The 20,347-nt window shown below is 62.3% G+C and carries 17 protein-coding genes; 4 read left to right on the top strand and 13 right to left on the bottom strand.

Features of this window, described 5'->3' with window-relative positions:
- Positions 1-94: 94 nt before the first annotated feature.
- The 4 genes from CHC01_RS29420 to CHC01_RS29405 all read right to left on the bottom strand — a co-directional run bounded on the left by CHC01_RS29420 (position 95) and on the right by CHC01_RS29405 (position 4,938).
- Positions 95-1,420 (bottom strand): TRAP transporter large permease, encoded by a 1,326-nt coding sequence (locus CHC01_RS29420; RefSeq protein WP_089267895.1) that lies wholly within the window; start codon positions 1,418-1,420, stop codon positions 95-97.
- A complete protein-coding gene (locus tag CHC01_RS29415) occupies positions 1,417-2,028 on the bottom strand; it encodes a TRAP transporter small permease (protein WP_089267894.1) in 612 nt (203 codons plus the stop codon). The genes CHC01_RS29420 and CHC01_RS29415 overlap by 4 nt, the downstream gene beginning before the upstream one ends.
- Before the next feature lie 131 nt (positions 2,029-2,159).
- Positions 2,160-3,161, bottom strand: a complete 1,002-nt coding sequence (locus CHC01_RS29410) for a TRAP transporter substrate-binding protein (RefSeq protein WP_089267964.1) — start codon at positions 3,159-3,161, stop codon at positions 2,160-2,162.
- 196 nt (positions 3,162-3,357) lie between these two features.
- Entirely contained in the window at positions 3,358-4,938 is a 1,581-nt protein-coding gene (locus tag CHC01_RS29405) for a 2-isopropylmalate synthase (protein WP_089267893.1), read from the bottom strand.
- A gap of 500 nt (positions 4,939-5,438) precedes the next feature.
- On the opposite strand from CHC01_RS29405, the gene CHC01_RS29400 reads away from it, so the two are divergent.
- Positions 5,439-6,332: a dihydrodipicolinate synthase family protein gene (locus CHC01_RS29400; RefSeq protein ID WP_089267892.1), complete on the top strand. Its 894-nt coding sequence runs from the start codon at positions 5,439-5,441 to the stop codon at positions 6,330-6,332.
- Between the two features lie 151 nt (positions 6,333-6,483).
- Here CHC01_RS29400 and CHC01_RS29395 read toward each other — a convergent pair whose 3' ends face one another.
- The 3 genes from CHC01_RS29395 to CHC01_RS29385 form a co-directional block, all read right to left on the bottom strand.
- Positions 6,484-7,458, bottom strand: coding sequence for a polyphosphate kinase 2 family protein (locus CHC01_RS29395; RefSeq protein ID WP_089267891.1), 975 nt, complete (start codon positions 7,456-7,458; stop codon positions 6,484-6,486).
- 66 nt (positions 7,459-7,524) lie between these two features.
- Positions 7,525-8,232 carry a hypothetical protein gene (locus tag CHC01_RS29390; RefSeq protein ID WP_089267890.1) on the bottom strand — a complete coding sequence of 236 codons (708 nt, stop codon included), beginning with the start codon at positions 8,230-8,232 and terminating at the stop codon, positions 7,525-7,527.
- 9 nt (positions 8,233-8,241) lie between these two features.
- Complete coding sequence (locus CHC01_RS29385) at positions 8,242-9,297, bottom strand: ABC transporter substrate-binding protein (protein WP_089267889.1); 1,056 nt, start codon at positions 9,295-9,297, stop codon at positions 8,242-8,244.
- Between the two features lie 130 nt (positions 9,298-9,427).
- Between CHC01_RS29385 and CHC01_RS29380 the strand changes: the two genes are divergently transcribed.
- Positions 9,428-9,889, top strand: coding sequence for a cupin domain-containing protein (locus tag CHC01_RS29380; protein WP_068738428.1), 462 nt, complete (start codon positions 9,428-9,430; stop codon positions 9,887-9,889).
- A gap of 137 nt (positions 9,890-10,026) precedes the next feature.
- Here the strand turns inward: CHC01_RS29380 and CHC01_RS29375 are convergent, their stop codons facing one another.
- Positions 10,027-10,815, bottom strand: a complete 789-nt coding sequence (locus CHC01_RS29375) for an ABC transporter permease (protein WP_089267888.1) — start codon at positions 10,813-10,815, stop codon at positions 10,027-10,029.
- Complete coding sequence (locus CHC01_RS29370; RefSeq protein WP_089267887.1) at positions 10,812-11,618, bottom strand: ABC transporter ATP-binding protein; 807 nt, start codon at positions 11,616-11,618, stop codon at positions 10,812-10,814. The genes CHC01_RS29375 and CHC01_RS29370 overlap by 4 nt, the downstream gene beginning before the upstream one ends.
- Positions 11,619-11,895: 277 nt before the next feature.
- On the opposite strand from CHC01_RS29370, the gene CHC01_RS29365 reads away from it, so the two are divergent.
- Together CHC01_RS29365 and CHC01_RS29360 are read left to right on the top strand one after the other, a co-directional pair.
- The gene (locus CHC01_RS29365) at positions 11,896-12,699 is read left to right on the top strand and encodes an ATP-binding cassette domain-containing protein (protein WP_089267886.1); all 804 of its coding nucleotides are present in this window, start codon (positions 11,896-11,898) and stop codon (positions 12,697-12,699) included.
- Entirely contained in the window at positions 12,696-14,252 is a 1,557-nt protein-coding gene (locus tag CHC01_RS29360) for an ABC transporter permease/substrate-binding protein (RefSeq protein WP_089267885.1), read from the top strand. The genes CHC01_RS29365 and CHC01_RS29360 overlap by 4 nt, the downstream gene beginning before the upstream one ends.
- A gap of 90 nt (positions 14,253-14,342) precedes the next feature.
- Here the strand turns inward: CHC01_RS29360 and CHC01_RS29355 are convergent, their stop codons facing one another.
- The 4 genes from CHC01_RS29355 to CHC01_RS29340 form a co-directional block, all read right to left on the bottom strand.
- On the bottom strand, positions 14,343-16,049 hold the full coding sequence (locus tag CHC01_RS29355) for a sulfatase-like hydrolase/transferase (RefSeq protein ID WP_089267963.1): 1,707 nt from the start codon (positions 16,047-16,049) through the stop codon (positions 14,343-14,345).
- A gap of 190 nt (positions 16,050-16,239) precedes the next feature.
- Entirely contained in the window at positions 16,240-17,985 is a 1,746-nt protein-coding gene (locus CHC01_RS29350) for a sulfatase-like hydrolase/transferase (protein ID WP_089267884.1), read from the bottom strand.
- Positions 17,986-18,167: 182 nt separating this feature from the next.
- Positions 18,168-19,424 carry an ABC transporter substrate-binding protein gene (locus CHC01_RS29345; RefSeq protein ID WP_089267962.1) on the bottom strand — a complete coding sequence of 419 codons (1,257 nt, stop codon included), beginning with the start codon at positions 19,422-19,424 and terminating at the stop codon, positions 18,168-18,170.
- 114 nt (positions 19,425-19,538) lie between these two features.
- Entirely contained in the window at positions 19,539-20,267 is a 729-nt protein-coding gene (locus tag CHC01_RS29340) for a FadR/GntR family transcriptional regulator (protein WP_089267883.1), read from the bottom strand.
- Positions 20,268-20,347 lie beyond the last annotated feature (80 nt).

Below are 20,347 nucleotides of genomic sequence, written 5' to 3'. Positions count from 1 at the left end.
CCTGAAGATGATCCTGCGCTGCCACGGGTTCAACTTACGCTTTGGCCATGTGGTGTCGCGATGTGTTGTCGCAATATTTACAGCCGCAATTTTGTCACAGCATCCCGAGAACGCGCGGCAGCCACAGCGAGATCTCCGGGATGAAGGTCACCGCAACGAGGAACATCAGCATGGTCAGTAGCCACGGCCACACCGCGATGGTGAGTTCCGTGATGCCCATCTTGGCGATGCCCGACGCCACATAGAGATTGAGGCCCACTGGAGGATGGCACATGCCGACCTCCATATTGACGACCATCAGGATGCCGAGATGCACCGGATGCACGCCGAGCTTCACGGCGATCGGAAACAGGATCGGCGCGGTGATCAGCACGATCGACGACGCCTCCATCACATTGCCGGCGACCAGCAGCAGGATGTTGACGAAGATCAGGAATGTCCACCAGTTGACGCCCATGTCGACGATCCAGGCGGTGAGCTGCTGCGGGATCTGTTCCGATGTCATCAGGAACGAGAACAGCACCGCATTGGTGATGATGTAGAGGATCATTGCGCTCATGCTGGCTGAGCCGAGCAGCACCCGCGGTACGTCCTTCAGACCCATGTCCTTGTAGACGAACACCGCGATGATGAAGGCATAGACGGCGCTGACCGCCGCGGCTTCCGTCGGCGTGAACCAGCCGCGATAGATGCCCCCGAGCACAAGGAAGATCAGCAGCAGGCCCCAGATACATTCGCGAAACGCCTTGAAGCGCTCGCCCCATGACGCTCGCGGCAGCCGCGGATAATCGAACTTCCAGGCGCGATACACCGTGGTGGCGCCGAGCAGCGTCGCCAGCATCAGGCCGGGAATGACACCGGCGATGAACAACTGGCCGACGGACGCCGAGGTGACGCGCGCGCCGTCTGGCCCGAGCGCGACGCTGCCGCCGGTCGCCACCGCATAGATCACCATCACGATCGACGGCGGGATCAGGATGCCCAATGCCCCCGACGTCGTGATGACGCCGGCGCCGAACCGCTTCGGAAAGCCCTGCGCGACCATGGCGGGCAGCAGGATCGAGCCGATCGCAATCACTGTCGCCGGTGACGAGCCGGAGATCGCCGCGAACAGCGCGCAGGCCATCACGCCGGCGAGGCCGAGACCGCCATACCAATGCCCGACCATCGAGGTCGCGAAATTGATCATGCGCCGGGCGACGCCGCCATGAGTCAGGAAATTGCCGGCGAGAATGAAGAACGGGATCGCCATGATCTCGAAATTCTCAATGCCGGTAAACAGCTTCAGCGCCACCGCCTCGATCGGCACCTGCGTGAGGAAGAACAGGAAGGTCAGCACCGTCAGGCCGAGCGCGATCGAGATCGGCATGCCGGTGAGCATCAGCGCAATGAGCAGCGCGAAAATGAACAGCGTGGTCATCGGGCGCCCTCCGGCGTCGGACCAACCGCCGTGTCGACCTCGATACCCTCCACATGGCTGTGATCGTGATGCGGCAGATCGTCGAAACGGAAATAGCTGTAGGCGACCTGCAGAAAGCGGAAGCACATCAGATAGGAGCCAAGCGGAATGCAGAGATAGACGATCCAGCTCGGCAGCTCGAGATCGGGCGATGTCTGGTCGGTCTGCGACAGACCCATCACGAAACTCGCGCCCATGGTGCCGATGATGCCGGTGAATAGCGCGCCGCACAGAAGGCCGAACAGGATGGTGCCCTTGCGCCATTTCGGCGGCAGTTGCAGCACCAGTACATCGACGCCGACATGGATGCCGGTGCGCACGCCGTAAGCCGCGCCGAACTTCGCCATCCACACGAACATGTAAATGCAAAGTTCCTGCGCCCAGGACAAATGGATGCTGGCGAGAAATTTATAGGCCGCCATCGCACCGGGCAGGTTGCGATACGACACCACGAAATCGGTGGTGTAGCGATGCGCCACGGCGACAAAGATCACCACCGTCGCGGCGCCGATCAGCGTCGCGATCAGCGTTTCCTCGAGACGATCGAGGATGCGTAACAAGAACCGCACGAGATTTGTCCCCTTCCCCACATTCCGTCATGGCCGGGCTTGTCCCGGCCATCCACGTCTGCCCCGCACGCTTCAAGACGTGGATGCCCGGCACAAGGCCGGGCATGACGACGTTGAGAGTGCGTCCGTGCTCAATTGGTCTTTGCGTTGGCTTCTTTCTGGAACGCCGCGATCAGATCCTTGCCGACGCGCGACGCCATGTCAGCGGTCACCGGCTCCAGCGCCTTCATCCATTCGGCGCGCTCTTCCGGCTTCAGCTCGTAGAAGGTGGTGGTACCGGCCTTCTTCATCGCGACGATGGCGTCGTCGTTTTCCGTCTGCGACAGGCCGTTGGCATAGGCTGTGGCATCATCCATCGCCTTCTCGACCTGCGGCTTCACGTCGGCCGGCAGACCGTCCCAGAACTTCTTGTTCACGATCACGGCGTAGCCGATATAGCCGTGGTTCGAGAGTGTTATGTGCTTCTGCACTTCATGCATCTTCTGCGTATAGACGTTGGACGGCGTGTTCTCGTTGCCGTCGACGACGCCGGTCTGCATCGCCTGATACACTTCCGAGAACGCCAGCACCTGCGGGATGGCGCCGAGCGCGCGCATCTGGGCTTCCAGCACCTTCGATGACTGGATGCGCAGCTTCATGCCCTGGAAGTCGGCGACCTTATGCATCGGCCTGTTCGACGTCATGATCTTGAAACCGTTGTCCCAGTAAGCGAGACCCTTGATGCCCTTGGGCTCGAGCTTCGCCAGCAGGCCCTTGCCGATCGGCCCAGTGGTGATGCGGGTCAGCGCCGCCTTGTCTGGCAGGATGTAAGGCAGGTCGAACACCTCGAATTCCTTGACGCCAAGCGGGCCGAACTTGGCGAGCGAAGGCGCCAGCATCTGCACGGCACCGAGCTGCAGCGCCTCGACCTCTTCCTTGTCTTTGTAGAGCTGCGAGTTCGGATAGACCTCAACCTTCACCTTGCCATTGGTGTATTTCTCGGCGAGTTCCTTGAACTTCTCCGCGCCCTGCCCCTTCGGCGTGTTCGGCGCGACGACGTGGCTGAATTTGATGACGATGGGGGATTGAGCGGAGGCCGGACCGGCCAGCGCGAGCGCTGCGATCGACGCTGCGGCTAAAATAAACTTGCGCATGATGTTCTCCCTGTTGGCCATGCGGAGCTGTTTTAAGAAGTCGCTGCGCTTGGATGCCACAGGGAGCTTTATCGTCATCGGCGATCAAACGCCATCGCTCCCTTCGCAGGGGTTGCTGCAAAAGCTTTACTGCAATGCAAAAACGCGGCGTCTTGCGACGCCGCGTTTCGTTGCGCGTATAGGTTTTGGGAAGCGATCAGCTCGCGGCAGCAACCGCTGCCGGCATGTCGCGCGCGCGCTTCATAACGATCTTGTTCAGCCCGCCGAGATAGGCCTTGGCCGAAGCGACCAGCGTATCCGGATCGGCGGCGCGCGAGGTCATCGATCGGCCTTCATGGGCCAGACGCACCGACACTTCCGCCTGCGCGTCGGTGCCTTCGGTGACGGCGTGAACCTGATACAGTTCCAGCTTGGCCTCATGCGGCACCAGCGCCTTGATGCAGTTGAACACCGCATCGACCGGACCATTGCCCTCGGCCTCCTCGATCTTCACCACGCCGTCGACGTTCAGCTTCATGGTCGCGCGCTGCGGACCGTGGGTGCCAGCGATCACCGTCAGCGACACCAGCTTGATGCGGTCATGGGCGGCGGTCATTTCCTGATCGACCAGCGCTTCCAGATCCTCGTCGTAGATGTCCTTCTTGCGGTCGGCCAACGCCTTGAAGCGCACGAAGGCGTCTTCCAACTGGTTCTGACCCAGCTTGTAGCCCATCTCCTCCAGCTTGTGGATGAAGGCATGGCGGCCGGAATGCTTGCCCATCACCAGCGAGGTCTGCTTCACGCCCACCGTCTCCGGCAGCATGATCTCGTAGGTCTGCGCGTTCTTCAGCATGCCGTCCTGATGGATGCCGCTCTCATGGGCGAAGGCATTACGGCCGACGATCGCCTTGTTGTACTGCACCGGGAACGAGGTTGCGGCGGAGACTTCCTTCGAGGCGCGCATCAGCATCGTGGTGTCGATGTTATTCCAGTACGGCAATTTGTCATTGCGCACCTTCATCGCCATCACAATTTCTTCCAGCGCAGCATTGCCGGCACGCTCGCCGATGCCATTGATGGTGCATTCGATCTGCCGCGCACCGCCGCGGATGCCGGCCATCGAATTGGCGACGGCCATGCCGAGGTCGTTGTGGCAGTGAACCGAGAAGATCGCCTTGTCGGAATTCGGCACGTTCTCGCGCACGCGCTTGAACAGGTCGTAATATTCCTCGGGCACCGAATAGCCGACGGTGTCGGGGATGTTGATCGTGGTCGCACCGGCCTTGATCGCCGACTCGACGCAGCGGCACAGGAAATCGAATTCGGTGCGGGTGCCGTCTTCCGACGACCATTCGACGTCATCGGTATGGTTGCGGGCACGGGTCACCGACGAGATCACCAGATCGTGGACGGCGTCGGGCTCCATCTGCAGCTTGTACTTCATGTGCACCGGCGAGGTGGACAGGAAGGAATGGATGCGGCCGCGCTTGGCCGGGCGGATCGCCTCGGCGCAGCGGTCGATGTCCTTCTGGCCGGCGCGGGACAGGCCGCAGACCACGGCATTCTTGGTGCGCTTGGCAATCTCGTTGACGGCTTCGAAGTCGCCGTCGGAAGCGATCGGGAAGCCGGCCTCGATGACGTCGACACCCATGGTGTCGAGCATCGCGGCGATCTCCAGCTTTTCCTCGAAGGTCATGGTGGCGCCGGGGCACTGCTCGCCGTCGCGCAAGGTGGTGTCGAAAATGATGACGCGGTCCTTGTCGGACTTGTCCTGAACGGACGGGGTGGTCGAAGTCATGAGATATTCCTTAGGTCGGGGCGCATCTGTCTGGGCGCCAGAGGGAGCTGATGGTTCTGAATGTCATGATCCCCTGAGTACCCAGGCCAAACGGCCCAGACGGCGCTCAGGGGCAGATAAGCAGAAGCAGCCCGCCAAGAAGGAGGTTCGAGCGCAGCGCAGCCGGAATCGCGTCGGGACCAGCGGCAACAGCCACTCTCCCGGAAACTCCAACCATGTCGCTGCGAATCAGCATTGCCACACCTTCAGGCCCACATCCTCGGCCAAAACCAGTCTCAAGGAAAACCCTTGATGGTTCGTTGCCGACGAGGGCCTGAGGTCGTTCTAGACGACAATTGCGGGAGGCTGCAACGGCTAAGAGGGTCAGGAATGCTGACCTAAATCCTCCTGGGAGAAGCTCGGGCGCGTGGCCGACTGGCCTAGCCAGAACATCGCCAACTGGACGTTTTCGCAGCCATCCTTTTGCCCTAAGACCGAACGGAAATTGCGAGGACAGGACGATGACTTTCGCCAGGGGATTATCCGCTTTCCCGATCACGCCGATGAATACGAATGGCAGGGTCGATACGCCCGCGCTACGGCGGCTGGTGGCGCCGCTGGCGGCGGCCAAGGTCGATTCCATTGGCCTCCTGGGCAGCACCGGTTCTTACCCGTTCCTCTCCCGCGACGAGCGTCGGCGTGCCACTGAAGCCGCCGTTGCGGAGGTGAACGGCCGCGTCCCCGTGCTGGTCGGCATCGGCGCGCTCCGCACCGACGAGACGATCGAACTCGCCCGCGACGCCAAGGCGGCCGGCGCTGCCGCAGGCCTGCTGGCGCCGGTGTCCTATACGCCGCTCACCGAGGATGAAGTCTTCGAACATTTCACAACGGTCACCGGCGAAAGCAAATTGCCGATCGTGATCTACGACAACTTTGCCACCACGCATTTCAAGTTCACGCCCGACCTTGTCGGCCGCATCGCGCGTATTCCCGGCGTCGTCGCGGTGAAGGGCACCTCCCCCGAAGCCAGCTTCGCGGCAGATCACCTGAAGCAGATGCGTGCCGCCGTGCCATCAGGCTTTTCAGTCGGCTATGCCGGTGACTGGAATTCGATGGAGACACTGCTGGCCGGCGGCGATGCCTGGTATTGCGTGGCGGCGGGCCTGTTTCCAAAGAGTTGTCTGGCCATCACCCGCGCAGCGCAGGCCGGCAATGCCGACGAAGCGCGCCGCCTCAACGGCGCGATGCAGCCGCTGTGGGATCTGTTCAAGCAGTTTTCCAGCCTGCGCGTGATGTATGCGGCTGCGGAGCAGATGGGGCTGACGGATGCGAAACCACCGCGCCCGGTGCTGCCATTGAACGACGCGACGCAGGACAAGGTCGCCGCGGTGTTGAAAGAATTGAAGCTGAGTTAAACTAGCCCGCCGTAGCTGTCGTCCCCGCGAAGGCGGGGACCCATAGCCACGGTCGAACTAATCAAAACGGCAAAGTCGCGACGACAACGTACGAACGGCCTCTTCGGCGTGTATGGATCCCCGCCTTCGCGGGGATGACAGCCAGAAAATATCACGTTTTCTTCGCCGCTTTCTTCTTGGCCACCTTCTTCTTCGCGACCTTCTTCACCACAGGCTTGCCTTCCCGCGGCGGCCCTTCCTTGTCCAGCGCCTCGCGGATCAGCGTGAAGTCCTTCTTCGCCTCGCCGTCCACGGTCGGGAAGTGCAGGTCCAGCTTCTCCAGCGCGTTGACGATGGCCGAGCCGATCACCACGCGCGAGAACCATTTGCGATCCGCCGGCACCACATGCCATGGCGCTTCCTCGCAGGACGTATGCTTGATCAGGTCCTCATAGGCCTCCTGATACTTGTCCCACAACGCGCGCTCGGCGATATCGGCCGATGAGAACTTCCAGTTCTTGGCCGGCTGCTCGAGACGATCGAGGAAGCGCTCGCGCTGCTCTTCCTTGGAGACGTTGAGAAAGAACTTCAGCACCACGGTGCCGTTGCGCGCCAGATACTTTTCGAAGGCGGTGATGTCCTCGAAGCGCTCGCGCCAGATATCTTTTGTCACCAGCTCCCCCGGAATTTTCTGCTTGGCGAGAATCTCCGGATGAACCCGCACCACAAGACATTCCTCGTAGTAAGAACGATTGAAGATGCCGATGCGGCCGCGCTGTGGCAGCGCGATGGTGTGACGCCACATGAAATCGTGATCGAGTTCGTTCGACGACGGCGTCTTGAACGAATGCACCTCGCAGCCCTGCGGATTGATGCCGTCGAACACGCTCTCGATGGCGCTGTCCTTCCCGGCGGCGTCCATGCCCTGGAAGATCAGCAGCAGCGACCAGCGATCCTGCGCATAGAGCTTTTCCTGCAGCTCCTGCAGCCGGCGGCGGTTGGCCTCGATGATCTTCTTGCCGGTTTCCTTGTGCAGCCCGCCGCTGCCATTGGTGTCATGCGCCTTGAGGTGGAAAGCTTTCGAACCGTCGACCCGATACGGCTCGATATAGGACTTCAACGCGGACACAACTGGCTTGGCAGACATGAGATCGGCAACTCCGGGACATGGGGATTGCAAGCGTAGCGTGCCGATCCCGGCAATACCAGCAGATCACGTCGCTGGCATCAGTTGCGCTGTCATAAACGCTGTCACAAACAGTGGCATCGTCGGGGTGAAGTCGGCTTCGCTGCGCACCAGATGAATTCCGCTCAGCTCAGGCGACGCCTGACCGGCAAGATTGGCCTCGATGATGCTGCGCAGCGTCTCACCCGGCTGATCCGCATTTAGAAGACGCATCATCGCCACCGAGAAATCCGTCACGACGCAGGACCAGCCAGCGTCGGCCCGGTAATCGGCTTCTGTCAGGCCGAGCTCTTCCTCGACTTCACGGGTCACGCTGCCGGCGATATCGACCACGTCGCCGCGCAGGTCGTCCAGATCAGGCGTGCCCGCCGCAAAATAGATGCGTCTGGCATTGGATGTATGCTGTCCCATCTCGCCGAGCACGAAGGCGCCGTCGCTGGCACGCAGCGCACCCATGCCAAAGCCGTTGAACACGTCCGGATCGGGACAGCGCCAATCCCGCCACGCCAGAAAGCTCGCAAAATCGGTCTCGAAATACTCCGCGCTAAACTGGTTGCCAGTGAACTGCGCATTGCGCGCCAGCAACACGCGCCCATTGAACAGTTGCGGCTTCTCGGCGCGCTTGCCTGCGAAGTGAGCGTCGATCTCGTCCCGCCGCTCACGCGCGAATGGCCACTGCCAATCGCTGCGTGTGAGGTCGAGTTGCGTGACGCGGTGAATGACCGGCGTCATCATGCGCAAAACCTACTTCGCATTCGTCCCCATCGTTTTGGCGAACTGCTCGACATATTTATTCGTGTAGGTCTTGCTGACATCGATATTGGCCTTGGCCACCTCCGGCGAGCCCTCGCTGAATACGGCGAGCACGGCAGCTGCGCCCTTCGGATCCATCAGCCCCGTCTCCGAATACATCGGGAGCGTGTTCTTCAGCGCCGCGAGATAGAGCTCCTTGTCCTTGCCGACAATGCCTTCGGGCATCTTCGCCATGATCTCTTCCGGCGTATGGCTGTGAATCCATTTCAGCGTATTCATGATCGCGTTGGTCAGCCCCTGCACTTCTTTCTCATGAGCCTTGACCCAGGCCGTCGTCGAATACAGCGCGCCACCTGGATATTCGCCGGAGAACACCGCCAGCGTGTCCTTCTGCGTCCGGGTATCGCTGAGAATCGTGAGGTCTTTGTGGCTGCCCTGCAGCACGGTGACGGCAGGATCGAGCATCACCGCGGCTTCGATCTGCCCCTGCTCCATCGCCGCCACTGCCGTCGCGCCCAGGCCAACGCCGATCACAGCAGTACCAGCCGGATCGAGACCGTTCTTCTTGAGCTGATACTTCAGGAAGAAGTCCGTCGACGAGCCCGGCGCGCTGACGCCGACTTTCTTGCCGGCGAGATCCTTGATCGACGTGATCTTGCCGGTGTGCTTCGGCGACACCACCAGCACGAGACCGGGATAGCGGTCATAGACCACGAAGCTCTGCAGCTCCTGCTTCTTGGCGGCGAGATTGACGCAATGATCAAAATAGCCGGAGACCACATCGGCACTGCCGCCGAGCACGGCTTTCAACGCATCGGAGCCGCCCTTGAGGTCGACCAGTTCGACGGCGAGACCCGCCTTCTCGTATTCGCCAAGCTGCTTGGCCAGCACGGTCGGCAGATAGCACAGGCACGCCCCGCCGCCGATGGCGATAGTCACCTTGGTTTGCGCTGCAGCGGGATGAACGAGAAACAGCGACAAAAGGCTCGCAAGGAAAAGACGTGCAAGGAATAAACGGCTCAAGCCGGTTTTTATGTTTGTTGTCATTGTTTCCTCCGCTGCTATCTGGCGCGGAGGATAGAGGAGCCTCCGCCGGTTGGAAAGCCGGCACTGGTCAACCCACGTCCCGCGACATAGCATCCGCGCGGCAAATCATTGTCATCCAAGGGGAACGTTCATGAAGCGCATCACTGCGACACTCTCGATCACCGCAGCCTTCGCCGCCGGTTGTCTCATCACGCATCTCGTGCCCGAGGGTATCACGCCGGCACAGGCCGCGGAAAACATCACCGCCCAGGTCATCCACGTCCCCGAACTCGTCGGCGACGCACTCGGCCCGGCCTCACCCACCGGCTTCCGCTCCAAGATGTTCATGCAGGCCGACGGCGCGACCATCTCGGTGCAGGACGGCAATGTGGTGAAGCACATGCATCCCAACACCAACGAAATCCAGTACATCCTCGAAGGCACCGGCACCGTGTGGCTGGGCGACAAGGAAGTTCAGGTCAAGGCCGGCGACCTCATCATCATCCCGAAGGGCACGCCCCATGGCGGCACCAAGCCCGACGGCAAGCCGTTCCGCGCCATCGCCATCAAGACCCCGCCGCAGGCGCCGGACGACACCAAGCCGCTGCCGTAAGCCACGGGCAAAGCGACAGCGCGTGATCCGGGTGAGGGGGAGCCAGTGTTTCACTCGCTAGCTCCCCCTCACCCGTCTCGAATAACCTTCGGTCATTCGATCCCCCCTCTCCCCGCAAGCGGGGCGAGGGAATCGTCTCAGCTCCGCCCTTCACTCGCCACCGGCTTCCACACCAGCAAGCGCTTCTCGACCACCGACACGAGCACATCGATGGCGATGACAAAGGCCGACAGCACGAACATGCCCGCAAACACGCCGGCGACATCGAACGTGCCCTCCGCCTGCTGGATGACGTAACCGAGCCCGGCCGCCGATCCCAGATATTCGCCGACCACGGCGCCGACGACGGCAAAACCCACCGCGGTGTGCAGCGACGAAAACATCCACGACAGTGCCGACGGCCAGAACACATGGCGCATCAACTGCCGCTCGCTCATGCCCAGCATGCGGCCATTGGCGAGCACCGTGGGCGAGACTTCCTTGACGCCCTGATAGACGTTGAAGAACACGATGAAGAACACCAGCGTGACGCCGAGCGCCACCTTCGACCAGATGCCGAGCCCGAGCCAAAGCGCAAAAATGGGTGCCAACACCACGCGCGGGAGCGCATTGGCCATCTTCACATAGGGATCGAAGATCGCGGCGAGGCGCGGCTGGCGCGCGAACCAGAAGCCGATCAGCACGCCCAGTGTCGAGCCGATCACGAAGGCCAGCACGGATTCCAGCAGTGTGATGCCGAGATGCTTCCAGATAATGCCACTGGCAAACCAGCTATAGATCTGGCTGCCGACATCCCAGGGGTTGGAGAAGAAAAACGGCGGCAGCAGGATGCGGCCGAACACCGGCACGGTGGTGAGCAGGTGCCACAGCCCGATGACGACCACGGCGACGAGTACCTGACACAGCAGCAATACAGGACGCGTCATGACGCGGCTCCCATACCAGCGGACTGCGCATAGCCCTTCATCACTTCGTCCTTCAGCACGCTCCAGATCTCGCGGTGAAGCGCGTGAAATTCCTTGTCGAGCCGCACTTCGAAAATATCGCGCGGCCGCGGCAACGGCACTTTCCAGTCGCCGATGATGCGCGAGCCAGGCCCCGCCGACATGATGACGACACGGTCGGCCAGCGCGATCGCCTCTTCGAGATCGTGCGTGACGAACAGCACCGCTTTGCGATCCCTGCTCCACAAATCCAGCAGCAGGTTGCCCATCACCTGCCGGGTCTGCGCATCAAGCGGGCCAAACGGCTCGTCCATCAGCAGGATTTTCGGATTGCGGATCAGCACCTGCGCAAGACCGACGCGCTTGCGCTGGCCGCCCGACAGCATATGCGGATAGCGCCCAGCGAAGGCGCCGAGACCCACCGAGGTCAACCAGTCCTGCGCCCTCGCCAGCGCCGCGTCGCGCGCTATGCCCGCGATCTCCAGCCCAATGGCAACATTATCGAGCGCGGTCTTCCAGGGAAACAGCGCGTCGGCCTGAAACAGGTAGCCCGCCTGCGCGTTCAGTCCGCCCAGCAGCTGACCGAAGATCCGGACCGCACCGGAGGCTGGCGCCAGCAGCCCGGCAGCGACATTGAGCAGTGTAGATTTGCCACAGCCGGTCGGCCCGACGATGGCAACGAACTCGCCATCCGCGACCCGGAGTGTCGCCTTCTCCACCGCCGTATAGATGCGATTATCGGCAATACCGAACGCCACTGTCGCGTCATCAAGCGCCACCGCCATCGATGCCGCGGCCCCACCTGCCTGCACGCGCGTTCCCCAGAGTGTTTTTGTTCCGGGACTGGCTTAGCGCCGCAGGGCTGGGAATTCAACGTCTGGGGCGGGTTGGTGACGCAGATGCTGCATGATAGCTTTCATCGGCGCCCCATCATTTGTCGTCCCCGCGAAGGCGGGGACCCATAGCCTCAGGAGACCTAAGTTTGCGCTGTGGGATCGACCGGGCCTTGCCTTCTTCTCTGGAGGTTATGGATCCCCGCCTTCGCGGGGATGACAATTAAGTATGACGCAGCCCCTCATCCGCTTCTCCCATGTCAGCAAGAGCTTCGACGGCGGGGCCATCAAGGCCGTCGATGACGTTTCGCTCGCTGTCGCGGAGGGTGAGTTCCTCGCGGTGGTCGGCGGCTCCGGCTCTGGCAAGACCACGCTGATGCGGCTGGCCAACCGGTTGATCGCGCCGGACGCGGGACACATCACCATCGCCGGCGAGGACGTGGCGCAGGTTGATCCCATCGAACTGCGCCGGCGCATCGGCTATGTGTTCCAGAGCGGCGGGTTGTTTCCGCATATGAGCATCAAAGACAATATCGGCATCACGCCCAAGTTGCTTGGCACCCCCCCTAAGGAGATCGCCGGGCGCGTCGATGAATTGCTCGATCTCGTGCGCCTCGACCGCACACAGCATCGCGACCGCTTCCCGCACGAACTCTCCGGCGGCCAGCGCCAGCGCGTCGGCGTTGCACGCGCCCTCGCCGCAAAACCACGCATCGTGCTGATGGATGAACCGTTCGGCGCGCTCGATCCGCTGACCCGCGATGCGCTGGGCGACGACTACCGCGCGCTGCATCACAAGCTCGGCCTCACCACCATCATGATCACCCACGACATGACGGAAGCGATCCTGCTCGCCGATCGTGTTGCGGTGATGCGCTCAGGCAAACTGCTCGCGGAAGGCACGCCCACCCAGTTATCCGAAAGCACCGATCCCTATGTCGGTGAGTTGCTGGGCACACCGCGCCGGCAAGCGGAACGACTTCAGATGCTGCTGCCGAAGGATGGCGCGGCGCCCCAAGGCGGCGCGACATGAGCCTGTTCACCGATCCGCGCTGGAGCGACGCGCTCGGGCATCTGCCGGATTATCTCGGCAGCCACGTGCGCGTCAGTCTCGCCGCGCTGGCGCTTGGCCTCGTCATCAGCCTGCCGCTGGCCATCATCGCGCGGCACCGGCCGGTGATGCGCAGCGCGCTGCTCGGTGTGGCCAGCATCGTGCAGACAGTGCCGGGCCTGGCACTGCTGGCTTTGTTCTATCCCCTATTGCTCGCGCTTGCGGCGCTGTCGCTGCAATATCTCGGCTTCAACTTCTCGGCCTTCGGCTTCCTGCCCGCGGTGCTGGCGCTGGCGCTGTATTCGATGCTGCCGGTGCTGCGCAACACCATCACCGGATTGAACGGCATCGATCCCGCATTGACCGAGGCCGCGCAAGGCGTCGGCATGACGCCGCGGCAATCGCTGACCATGGTCGAACTGCCGCTGGCATTGCCCGTCATGATGGCCGGCATCCGCACCTCCGCAGTGTGGGTGATTGGCACTGCCACACTCTCCACGCCGATCGGCCAGACCTCACTCGGCAACTACATCTTCGCGGGACTGCAGACGCAGAACTGGGTGCTGGTGATCTTCGGCTGCGTCGCCGCGGCAGTTCTTGCGCTGGCCGTCGATCAGTTGCTGGCGCTGATCGAGACCGGCATCCGCCTGCGCAGCCGTATCCGCACCGCCATCGGCGTGCTCGGTATCGCGGCGCTGGTGATCGTCACACTCGCACCGTCATTCGCCCGTTCCGGCACGCGTATCGTGGTCGGCGCCAAGACCTTCACCGAACAATATGTACTCGCCGCGCTGATGTCGCAGCGCCTGCAGGCGGGCGGCCTGCCCGCCACGACGCGGCAGGGTCTCGGCTCCAGCGTGATCTATGATGCGCTGGCCTCCGGCGATATCGATGTCTATATCGATTACTCCGGCACGCTGTGGGCCAACCAGTTTCACCGCACCGAGATCCTGCCGCGCGAGAAGTTGCTGACCGAGCTGAAGACGACGTTGGCGAAACAAGGCATCACGCTATTCGGCGAGCTCGGTTTCGCCAATGCCTATGCGCTGGTGATGCCGCGTATGAAGGCCCAAGCGCTGGGCATCAGGACCGCCACCGATCTCGCGGCGCTGAGCGGCAATATGACCATCGCCGGCGATTACGAATTCTTTTCGCGGCCGGAATGGGCGGGGCTGAAGGCAGCCTACGGCTTGTCATTCAAGACCCAGCGCACCATGCAGCCGGACTTCATGTATGCCGCCGTCGCCTCCGGCGAGGTCGATGTCATCGCCGGCTACACCAGTGACGGGCTGATCGCGAAATACGATCTCGTGGTGCTCGACGATCCCAAACACGCCATCCCGCCCTATGACGCGATCATGCTGCTGGCGCCGAAACGCGCGGCTGACGAGAAGCTGCGCAGCACGTTGCAGCCGCTGCTCGGCAAGATCGATCTGCCGCTGATGCGGGAAGCCAATCTGCGCGGCGCCGGGAATGATGCGACGAGTTCGCCGGAAAGTGTGGCCCGGTGGATGTGGGACAGGATAAAAAAGTAGGATGGGTAGAGCGTCTTCGCGAAACCCATCAATGGCGAGCCACGAAGCGATGGGTTTCGCTGCGCTCTACCCATCCTACGAGCTCCGGCGTTACAAATTCTTGATCATCCCCGCATCGATCAACAGGCGATTGAATCGCCGCGCTTCCGCGCCGTCCTTGCAGGCGTAGAACAGTCCCTTGCAGCGAAGCATGATCTTCTTTTGCTCCTCGAAGGACGGGTCCAGCGGAATGCCCGCGGCCTCCTGAATGACCAGCGGCAGATACGGCCCGTCGATCGTGTCCATCACCGTCGCGCTCTTCACCGGTTCGAAATTGATCGCGTCGATGGCGTAATAAGTCGCGTAGTAGCGCGGGTCGTAACTCTGCAGCTTCTTGCCAAGGCCCGCTTCATCCATGTTGGGATCGAGAATGCCCGGCGCGAATTCCGGCTGATGATCGCCATAGCGTACGATCAGGAACGGCTGCGCTGGAAACAGCTTCTTCAGCTTCGCGACGAACGCACCATAGTGATCGACGCTCATCGCTTGCCGGCGCAGATATTCATCAACCACCGGCACGTTGCCGGGCGCACGCCAGCCCGGCGTCATGTCGGGGCGAAATCTGGTTTCCCACGGAAAGTGATTGGCGGCGAGGTAGACGAACATGAACAGCGGATTGGCCGGCGGCTGCTCGGCCATCAGGCGCGCCGCTGAATCGTAGAAGAAGCTGTCGGGCTCGACGCCCTTGGCGCCGAGATCCTTGGCGTCATAGAAGCGCTCGACGCCGGTGGTGGTCTGGAAGCCGCGCGCGCTCATGAAGGCGCCGAAGGCCGGATAGAGCGAGATAGTGCTGTAGCCACAGCGGCGCAGCGCCAACGGCAATCCGCGCTCGACGCGGCCCGAAGCGATGCGCGTGACGAAATAGGAGAACGGCCCGAACGAGCGCGACGACAGTCCGGCCAGTACGTTGTATTCGGTGAACCAGCTCGGCCCGCCATTGCTCTCGGCGAGAAATTTGCGCGCCTTGCCGTCCCATGAATCGAAGTGGCTGCCATAGCCTTTCGGCGTCTTCACGCCGGCGGCCTGACGGATGTCGAAGGACGACTCGTCATGCACCATGATGATGTGCGGACGACGTCCCGCCGGATGGCAGGAATCCTCCAGCGGCAACTTCAGCCGCTCGGTGATGACCGCATCGGACTCCATGAAACCGTGGCTGCTGAAGTCCGACACGGCGGTGACGCCGGAGCGCGCGAATTTCGACAGATAGCCGTCATCGTAATAGCCGCGCCAGGCTTCATCGGGCCACGCCAACGCATAGCCCGTCAATGCGGCGAGGCAAGCCGTCAGCGCGGCCAGCGCCGGCAGCCGCCGGATGCGGAACGGATCGAGCCACCACAGCGCATACATGAGTGGCACCACCACGACGGCGGCGCCAATGGCGGACCAGCGCAGGTTGGGAAAGATCGTGAACAGGAAGGCCGCGGTATCGCGATCGATCACCATCAGGTCGACGAAGTTCGCGGTCATCTGCACCACGTCGTGCTTCAGCCGCGACAGCAGCACGAGGATGACGACCAGGGTCAGCGACAGCGCCCCCGACAGCGCGGGGCGGCGCAAGAGCGCAATCCAGAACAGGTTGAGGATGGCCCAGGCCAGCACGAAGCCGATCCGACCCACCAGATCGGTCTCGGTCTGGAACATCACCAGCAGCGCGCCGAAATGCGGCGCGGCCACGGCCAACAGCCGCCACACGCTGGTCGGCGCGGCCACAGCAGTTGACGAGACGCTGGGTACTGGATTGAGCGGAGGCGCCATGGCGGCACGCAACACCACCGGCGAGGCCTCGGGCCTGGGCTGGCGACGGCCAGAGGGCGCATGTCGCAGCCGGAAACTGCGATATGTCATTAATTTGTAATGTAATCGTCATGAACGGGCAATGACCTTGGCCCGAACGGGATCGACGGAACCAGCAGACACCCTGCCCTCACTGCTGCAGCCGGCCGGGTCAAAGATCTTTGATCAGCCCCGCATCGATCAGCCACCGATTGAATCGGCTGGCTTCATCGCCGCCCTTGCAGCCATAGAACACGCCCTTGCAGCGAAGCATGATCTTCTTCTGCTCGACAAAGGACGGATCGAGCGGCACGCGTGCGGCCTCCTGCACCATGAGCGGCAGGTAGGCAGCGTCCAGCACCGGCAGCGCCGATGCCAGGTCGGGCCGGTAGTTCAGCGCGTCGATGGCGTAATAGGTCGTATAGTATCTGACATCATGCGTCATGATCCGGTCGGCGCGCTTCGGCTGGGCCAGATCAGGCTCCAGCAGTTTCTGCGCGATCGCCGGCTGATGATCGCCGAACCGCACCAACAGGAACGGCTCGGTCGGATGGTCCTTCTGGAGCTGCGCGACGAAGGCCTTGTAGTCCGCAGCCGTCATCGCCTGACGGCGGATATATTCATCCACCTCGGCCGTATTGCCCGGCGCCTGCCAGCTGGCCGGCGTCAGGTCGTCGCGATAGGTCGTGGTCCACGGGAAGTGATTGGCGGTGAGATAGACCAACACGAAGACCGGCTGGTCGGTCTTGCTCTCGCGCGCGACGAGATCCCTGGCCTGGTCGAAATAGAACCTGTCGGGCTGCATGTCCTCGCTGACGCCCATCGCCGCCATGTCGATGAAGCCATCGATGCCAGCGCCCTCCTGGAAGCTGCGGGCGCTGAGGAAATTGCCGTAGGTCGGATAGAGCGAGAAGGTCTTGTAGCCGCAGCGTTGCAACGCCTGCGGCAGGCCGCGCGAGATCTTCCCGGCGGCAATGCGCGTCACATAGAACTTCAATGCGCCGAAGGAGCGTGCCGACAGGCCGGTGAAGATGTTGAACTCGGTGTACCACGTCGGCCCGCCGCTGGACTCGGTGATCAACACACGCTGCTGGCCATCCGACGACTTGAAGTTATCGTGGTAGCCGGCGGGCACCTTGATGCCCGGCGCCGCCGAGATGTCGAATGACGACTCGTCGAGCACCATCACGATGTTCGGCCGCTTCACGCCGGGCTCACAGATGGTCATCGGCGAGGCCTGCGCCGAACTCACGAGGCTCTTGGAATCCGCCTCGATCCATCCGGTCGCGGTGAGATGCGAGACGGAGACGACACCCGAGCGCGCCAGATTGGAAATGTGATTGACGCCCTGGAACGGCTCCCATGGCTTTTCGGGATTGGCCGCCGACAGGCCGACGATTCCCGTCAGGCAGACGCCCGCGCAGGCCAGCGCACTGCGGCGGCGCAAGCGGAACGGATCGGCGCGCCAGATCAGCCACAGGATCGGCAGCGCGACGGCGGCGGCGATCAGCAGATGGGTGCGCAGCTGCGGGAAGATCGAGTGCAGGAACGAGATCGTGTCGCGATCGATGATCAGGAAATCCAGGAAGGTCAGCGTCAGCTGCGTGATGCCGAACTTGAACTGCGACAGCACGATCAGCGTCGTGATCAGCAGCAACGACAGCACCGCGCTGACGCCGGGCCGCTTGAACAGCGCGAGGAACAGGAAGTTCAGCAAGGCCCAGGTGAACAGCGCCAGCGTGGTGGCGAACGGGCCGTATTCGACCGAGGCCAGCACATAGATCGCGAATGTATGGATCGCAGCGATCAGCGCCGTGCGCAGCGGCCACTGCCGAACATACTGCCCAGCGGCCGCCAATCGCTCCCTGAAGCGACGGCCGGCTTGCGCCGGAGAGACTGAGATCGGCGACGGCAGCATGACTTGCCTGCGAACACCCGGCAAGAAAACTACCCTGTCTGGCAACGGCCAGCCGGCTCACACCGCGACCGGACCCTGCGGAATGTCACAAAATCGTAATACAGGCGTCATGAACGGACAATGAACCTTTCGACGCAGGCGGTGCCGGTCCAGGCGCCGCCTGCCGTCGTCATCCCTCGCCTCTACCGCACTGCGGTCGGCGTCTCGCCCTTGATGATCTCGCCGAAGCGCTGCCAGCGCTCGCCCTTGAAGCTCATCATCTGGAACTGGTCGATGGGCGAGAAGTCGGTCGGGCTGGTGTTGACGGTCACGCCCGGCAGCAACCCGTCGAGCTGCACGTTCTTGAGGTTAGCGGCCTGTTTCATCAGATTCTCATGGGTGAGATCGTCGCCGCACTGCTTCAGCGCCTCAACCATGGTCTGGGCGATGCTGTAGCCGGACAGCACGGTGCTCTCCATCGCCTTGCCTTCCGGAATGTACTTCTCGACATAGGCGTAGAACTTCTGCATGCCCGGATCGTCCTTCCACTGCGGATCGGTCGGATCCTTGGCGAAGGTCGCGGAGACGACGTCCTGCGCGTTTTCGAGACCGGCCGGGCGCAGCACGCTGCCCAGCGACGAGCTCGCATTCGGCACGATATGCAACGGCTTCCAGCCGAGCTCGGCAACCTTCTTGATCGACTGCGCGGCGAACTTGCCGGTGGCGAAAGAGAAGATCGTATCGACGCCTGCCGCCTTCAGCTTGACGATGTGCGAGTCGACGGTCGGCTCCGAGACCTCGTAGCTCGTCTCCATCACAATCATCGTTGAAGCCTTGTCGCCAAGGCCTTCCTTCAATCCCTTCACATAGTCCTTGCCGAAATCGTCGTTCTGATAGAACACGCCGATCTTGGCATCCGGCTTCTCCTTCAGAAGATACTTCGCATAGGCCGCAGCTTCGGCGTGGTAGCTCGGCAGCCAGCCCATGGTCCATGGAAACTGCTTCGGATCGTTCCAGCGGGTGGCACCGGTCGCGAGAAACAGTTGCGGCGTCTTCTTGGCATTGACGTATTTCTGGATCGCGGCATTCGCGGCGGTGCCGACATTGCCGACGATCGCCATCACCTCGTCGCTCTCGACCAGCTTGCGGGTCTGCTCCACGGTCTTCGGCGGCGAATAGGCGTCGTCATAGCTGATGAAGACGATCTTGCGGCCGTTGATGCCGCCCTCATCATTGATCTTCTTGAAGTAGGCGCCATAGGCCTTGCCGAGAATGCCGTAGGCGGAGGCCGGGCCGCTATAGGGCACCGTGTTGCCGATCTTGATTTCGGTGTCAGAGGCACCGGGGCCATATGTCTTCTGCGCCAGTGCCGGGCTCGCTGCCAGTGCAATCGCAGCTGCGAACGCAGCCACGATGCTGGCGGCCGCTGGCGCGGCCCTGGAAGTCGTCGTGATACGCATTTTCTGTCCTTCTTTTTGCGTTTCCATAAGTGACGGCCGTTGCCGTATGCGATCCGAGCCTTCCCGTTTGTCGGGATTGTTGAACGGCTCGTCAGATGCGTGTGTTCGTCGTGATCAGTCCTTGATGTCGGAGTCCGTGGCGCCCTGCTCGGCCAATGCTCGCACGTCTTCGGCTGCGGTCTGCACGTGGCGATGCACCAGCATTGTGGCAGTCGCTTCGTCGCGGGCTTCGATGGCTGCGACGAAGGCGCGGTGATCAATGAGCGAGCGCTGGCGGATTTCCGCGGAGGCGAAATAGCGGCGCCGCCAGCCCGTGCTCATCAGCATCAGCGGCGTCAGCGTGCGCACCAGCACGCGGTTCTGGCTCGCCGCGACAACCGCGAGATGGAATGCCACGTCCTCATCGGCGATGTTGCTGCCCTTGGCGACGAGGCCAGCATAGGTGTCGAGCAGCTGATGCAGCTTCGCGAGATCGGCGTCGGTGCGGCGCTGGCAGGCCAACCGGAACGCCTGTTCCTCGCACAGAATTCTGGCCTCGGTGACATCGCGCGTCACCTGCGCATCGAAGGGCAGGCCAAGGTCGGCCTGCAGCACCAGCGCATCGAGCCCGCTGTCTTCCAGCGCGTTGCGCAGATAGATCCCTGATTTGGGCTTCCGCTCGGTGATGCGCATGGCATCGAGCACCGCCAGCGCCTCGCGGACCGATCCGCGCGTCACGCCGAACCGCTCCGACAGATCCCGCTCCGACGGCAGCCGGTCGCCTTTCGCAAGCCGGTGGTGCCGGACGAATTCGAGCATTTTCCGAACAGCGTCGGAGGTGTCGGTACTGACCGCAGCGAGCATCGGCTGACCCTACCAATCTGGTAGGACCAGATCAAGGCAGTTAAATGCGGCTGATGGGCGCGGCAAGACATGTTCGGCCG

Source organism: Tardiphaga sp. OK246 (assembly GCF_900188215.1).
GTDB classification, from domain to species: Bacteria; Pseudomonadota; Alphaproteobacteria; order Rhizobiales; family Xanthobacteraceae; genus Tardiphaga; species Tardiphaga robiniae.
Note: the sequence above shows the minus strand (reverse complement) of the source record. Positions and strands in the feature narration are given on the sequence as shown.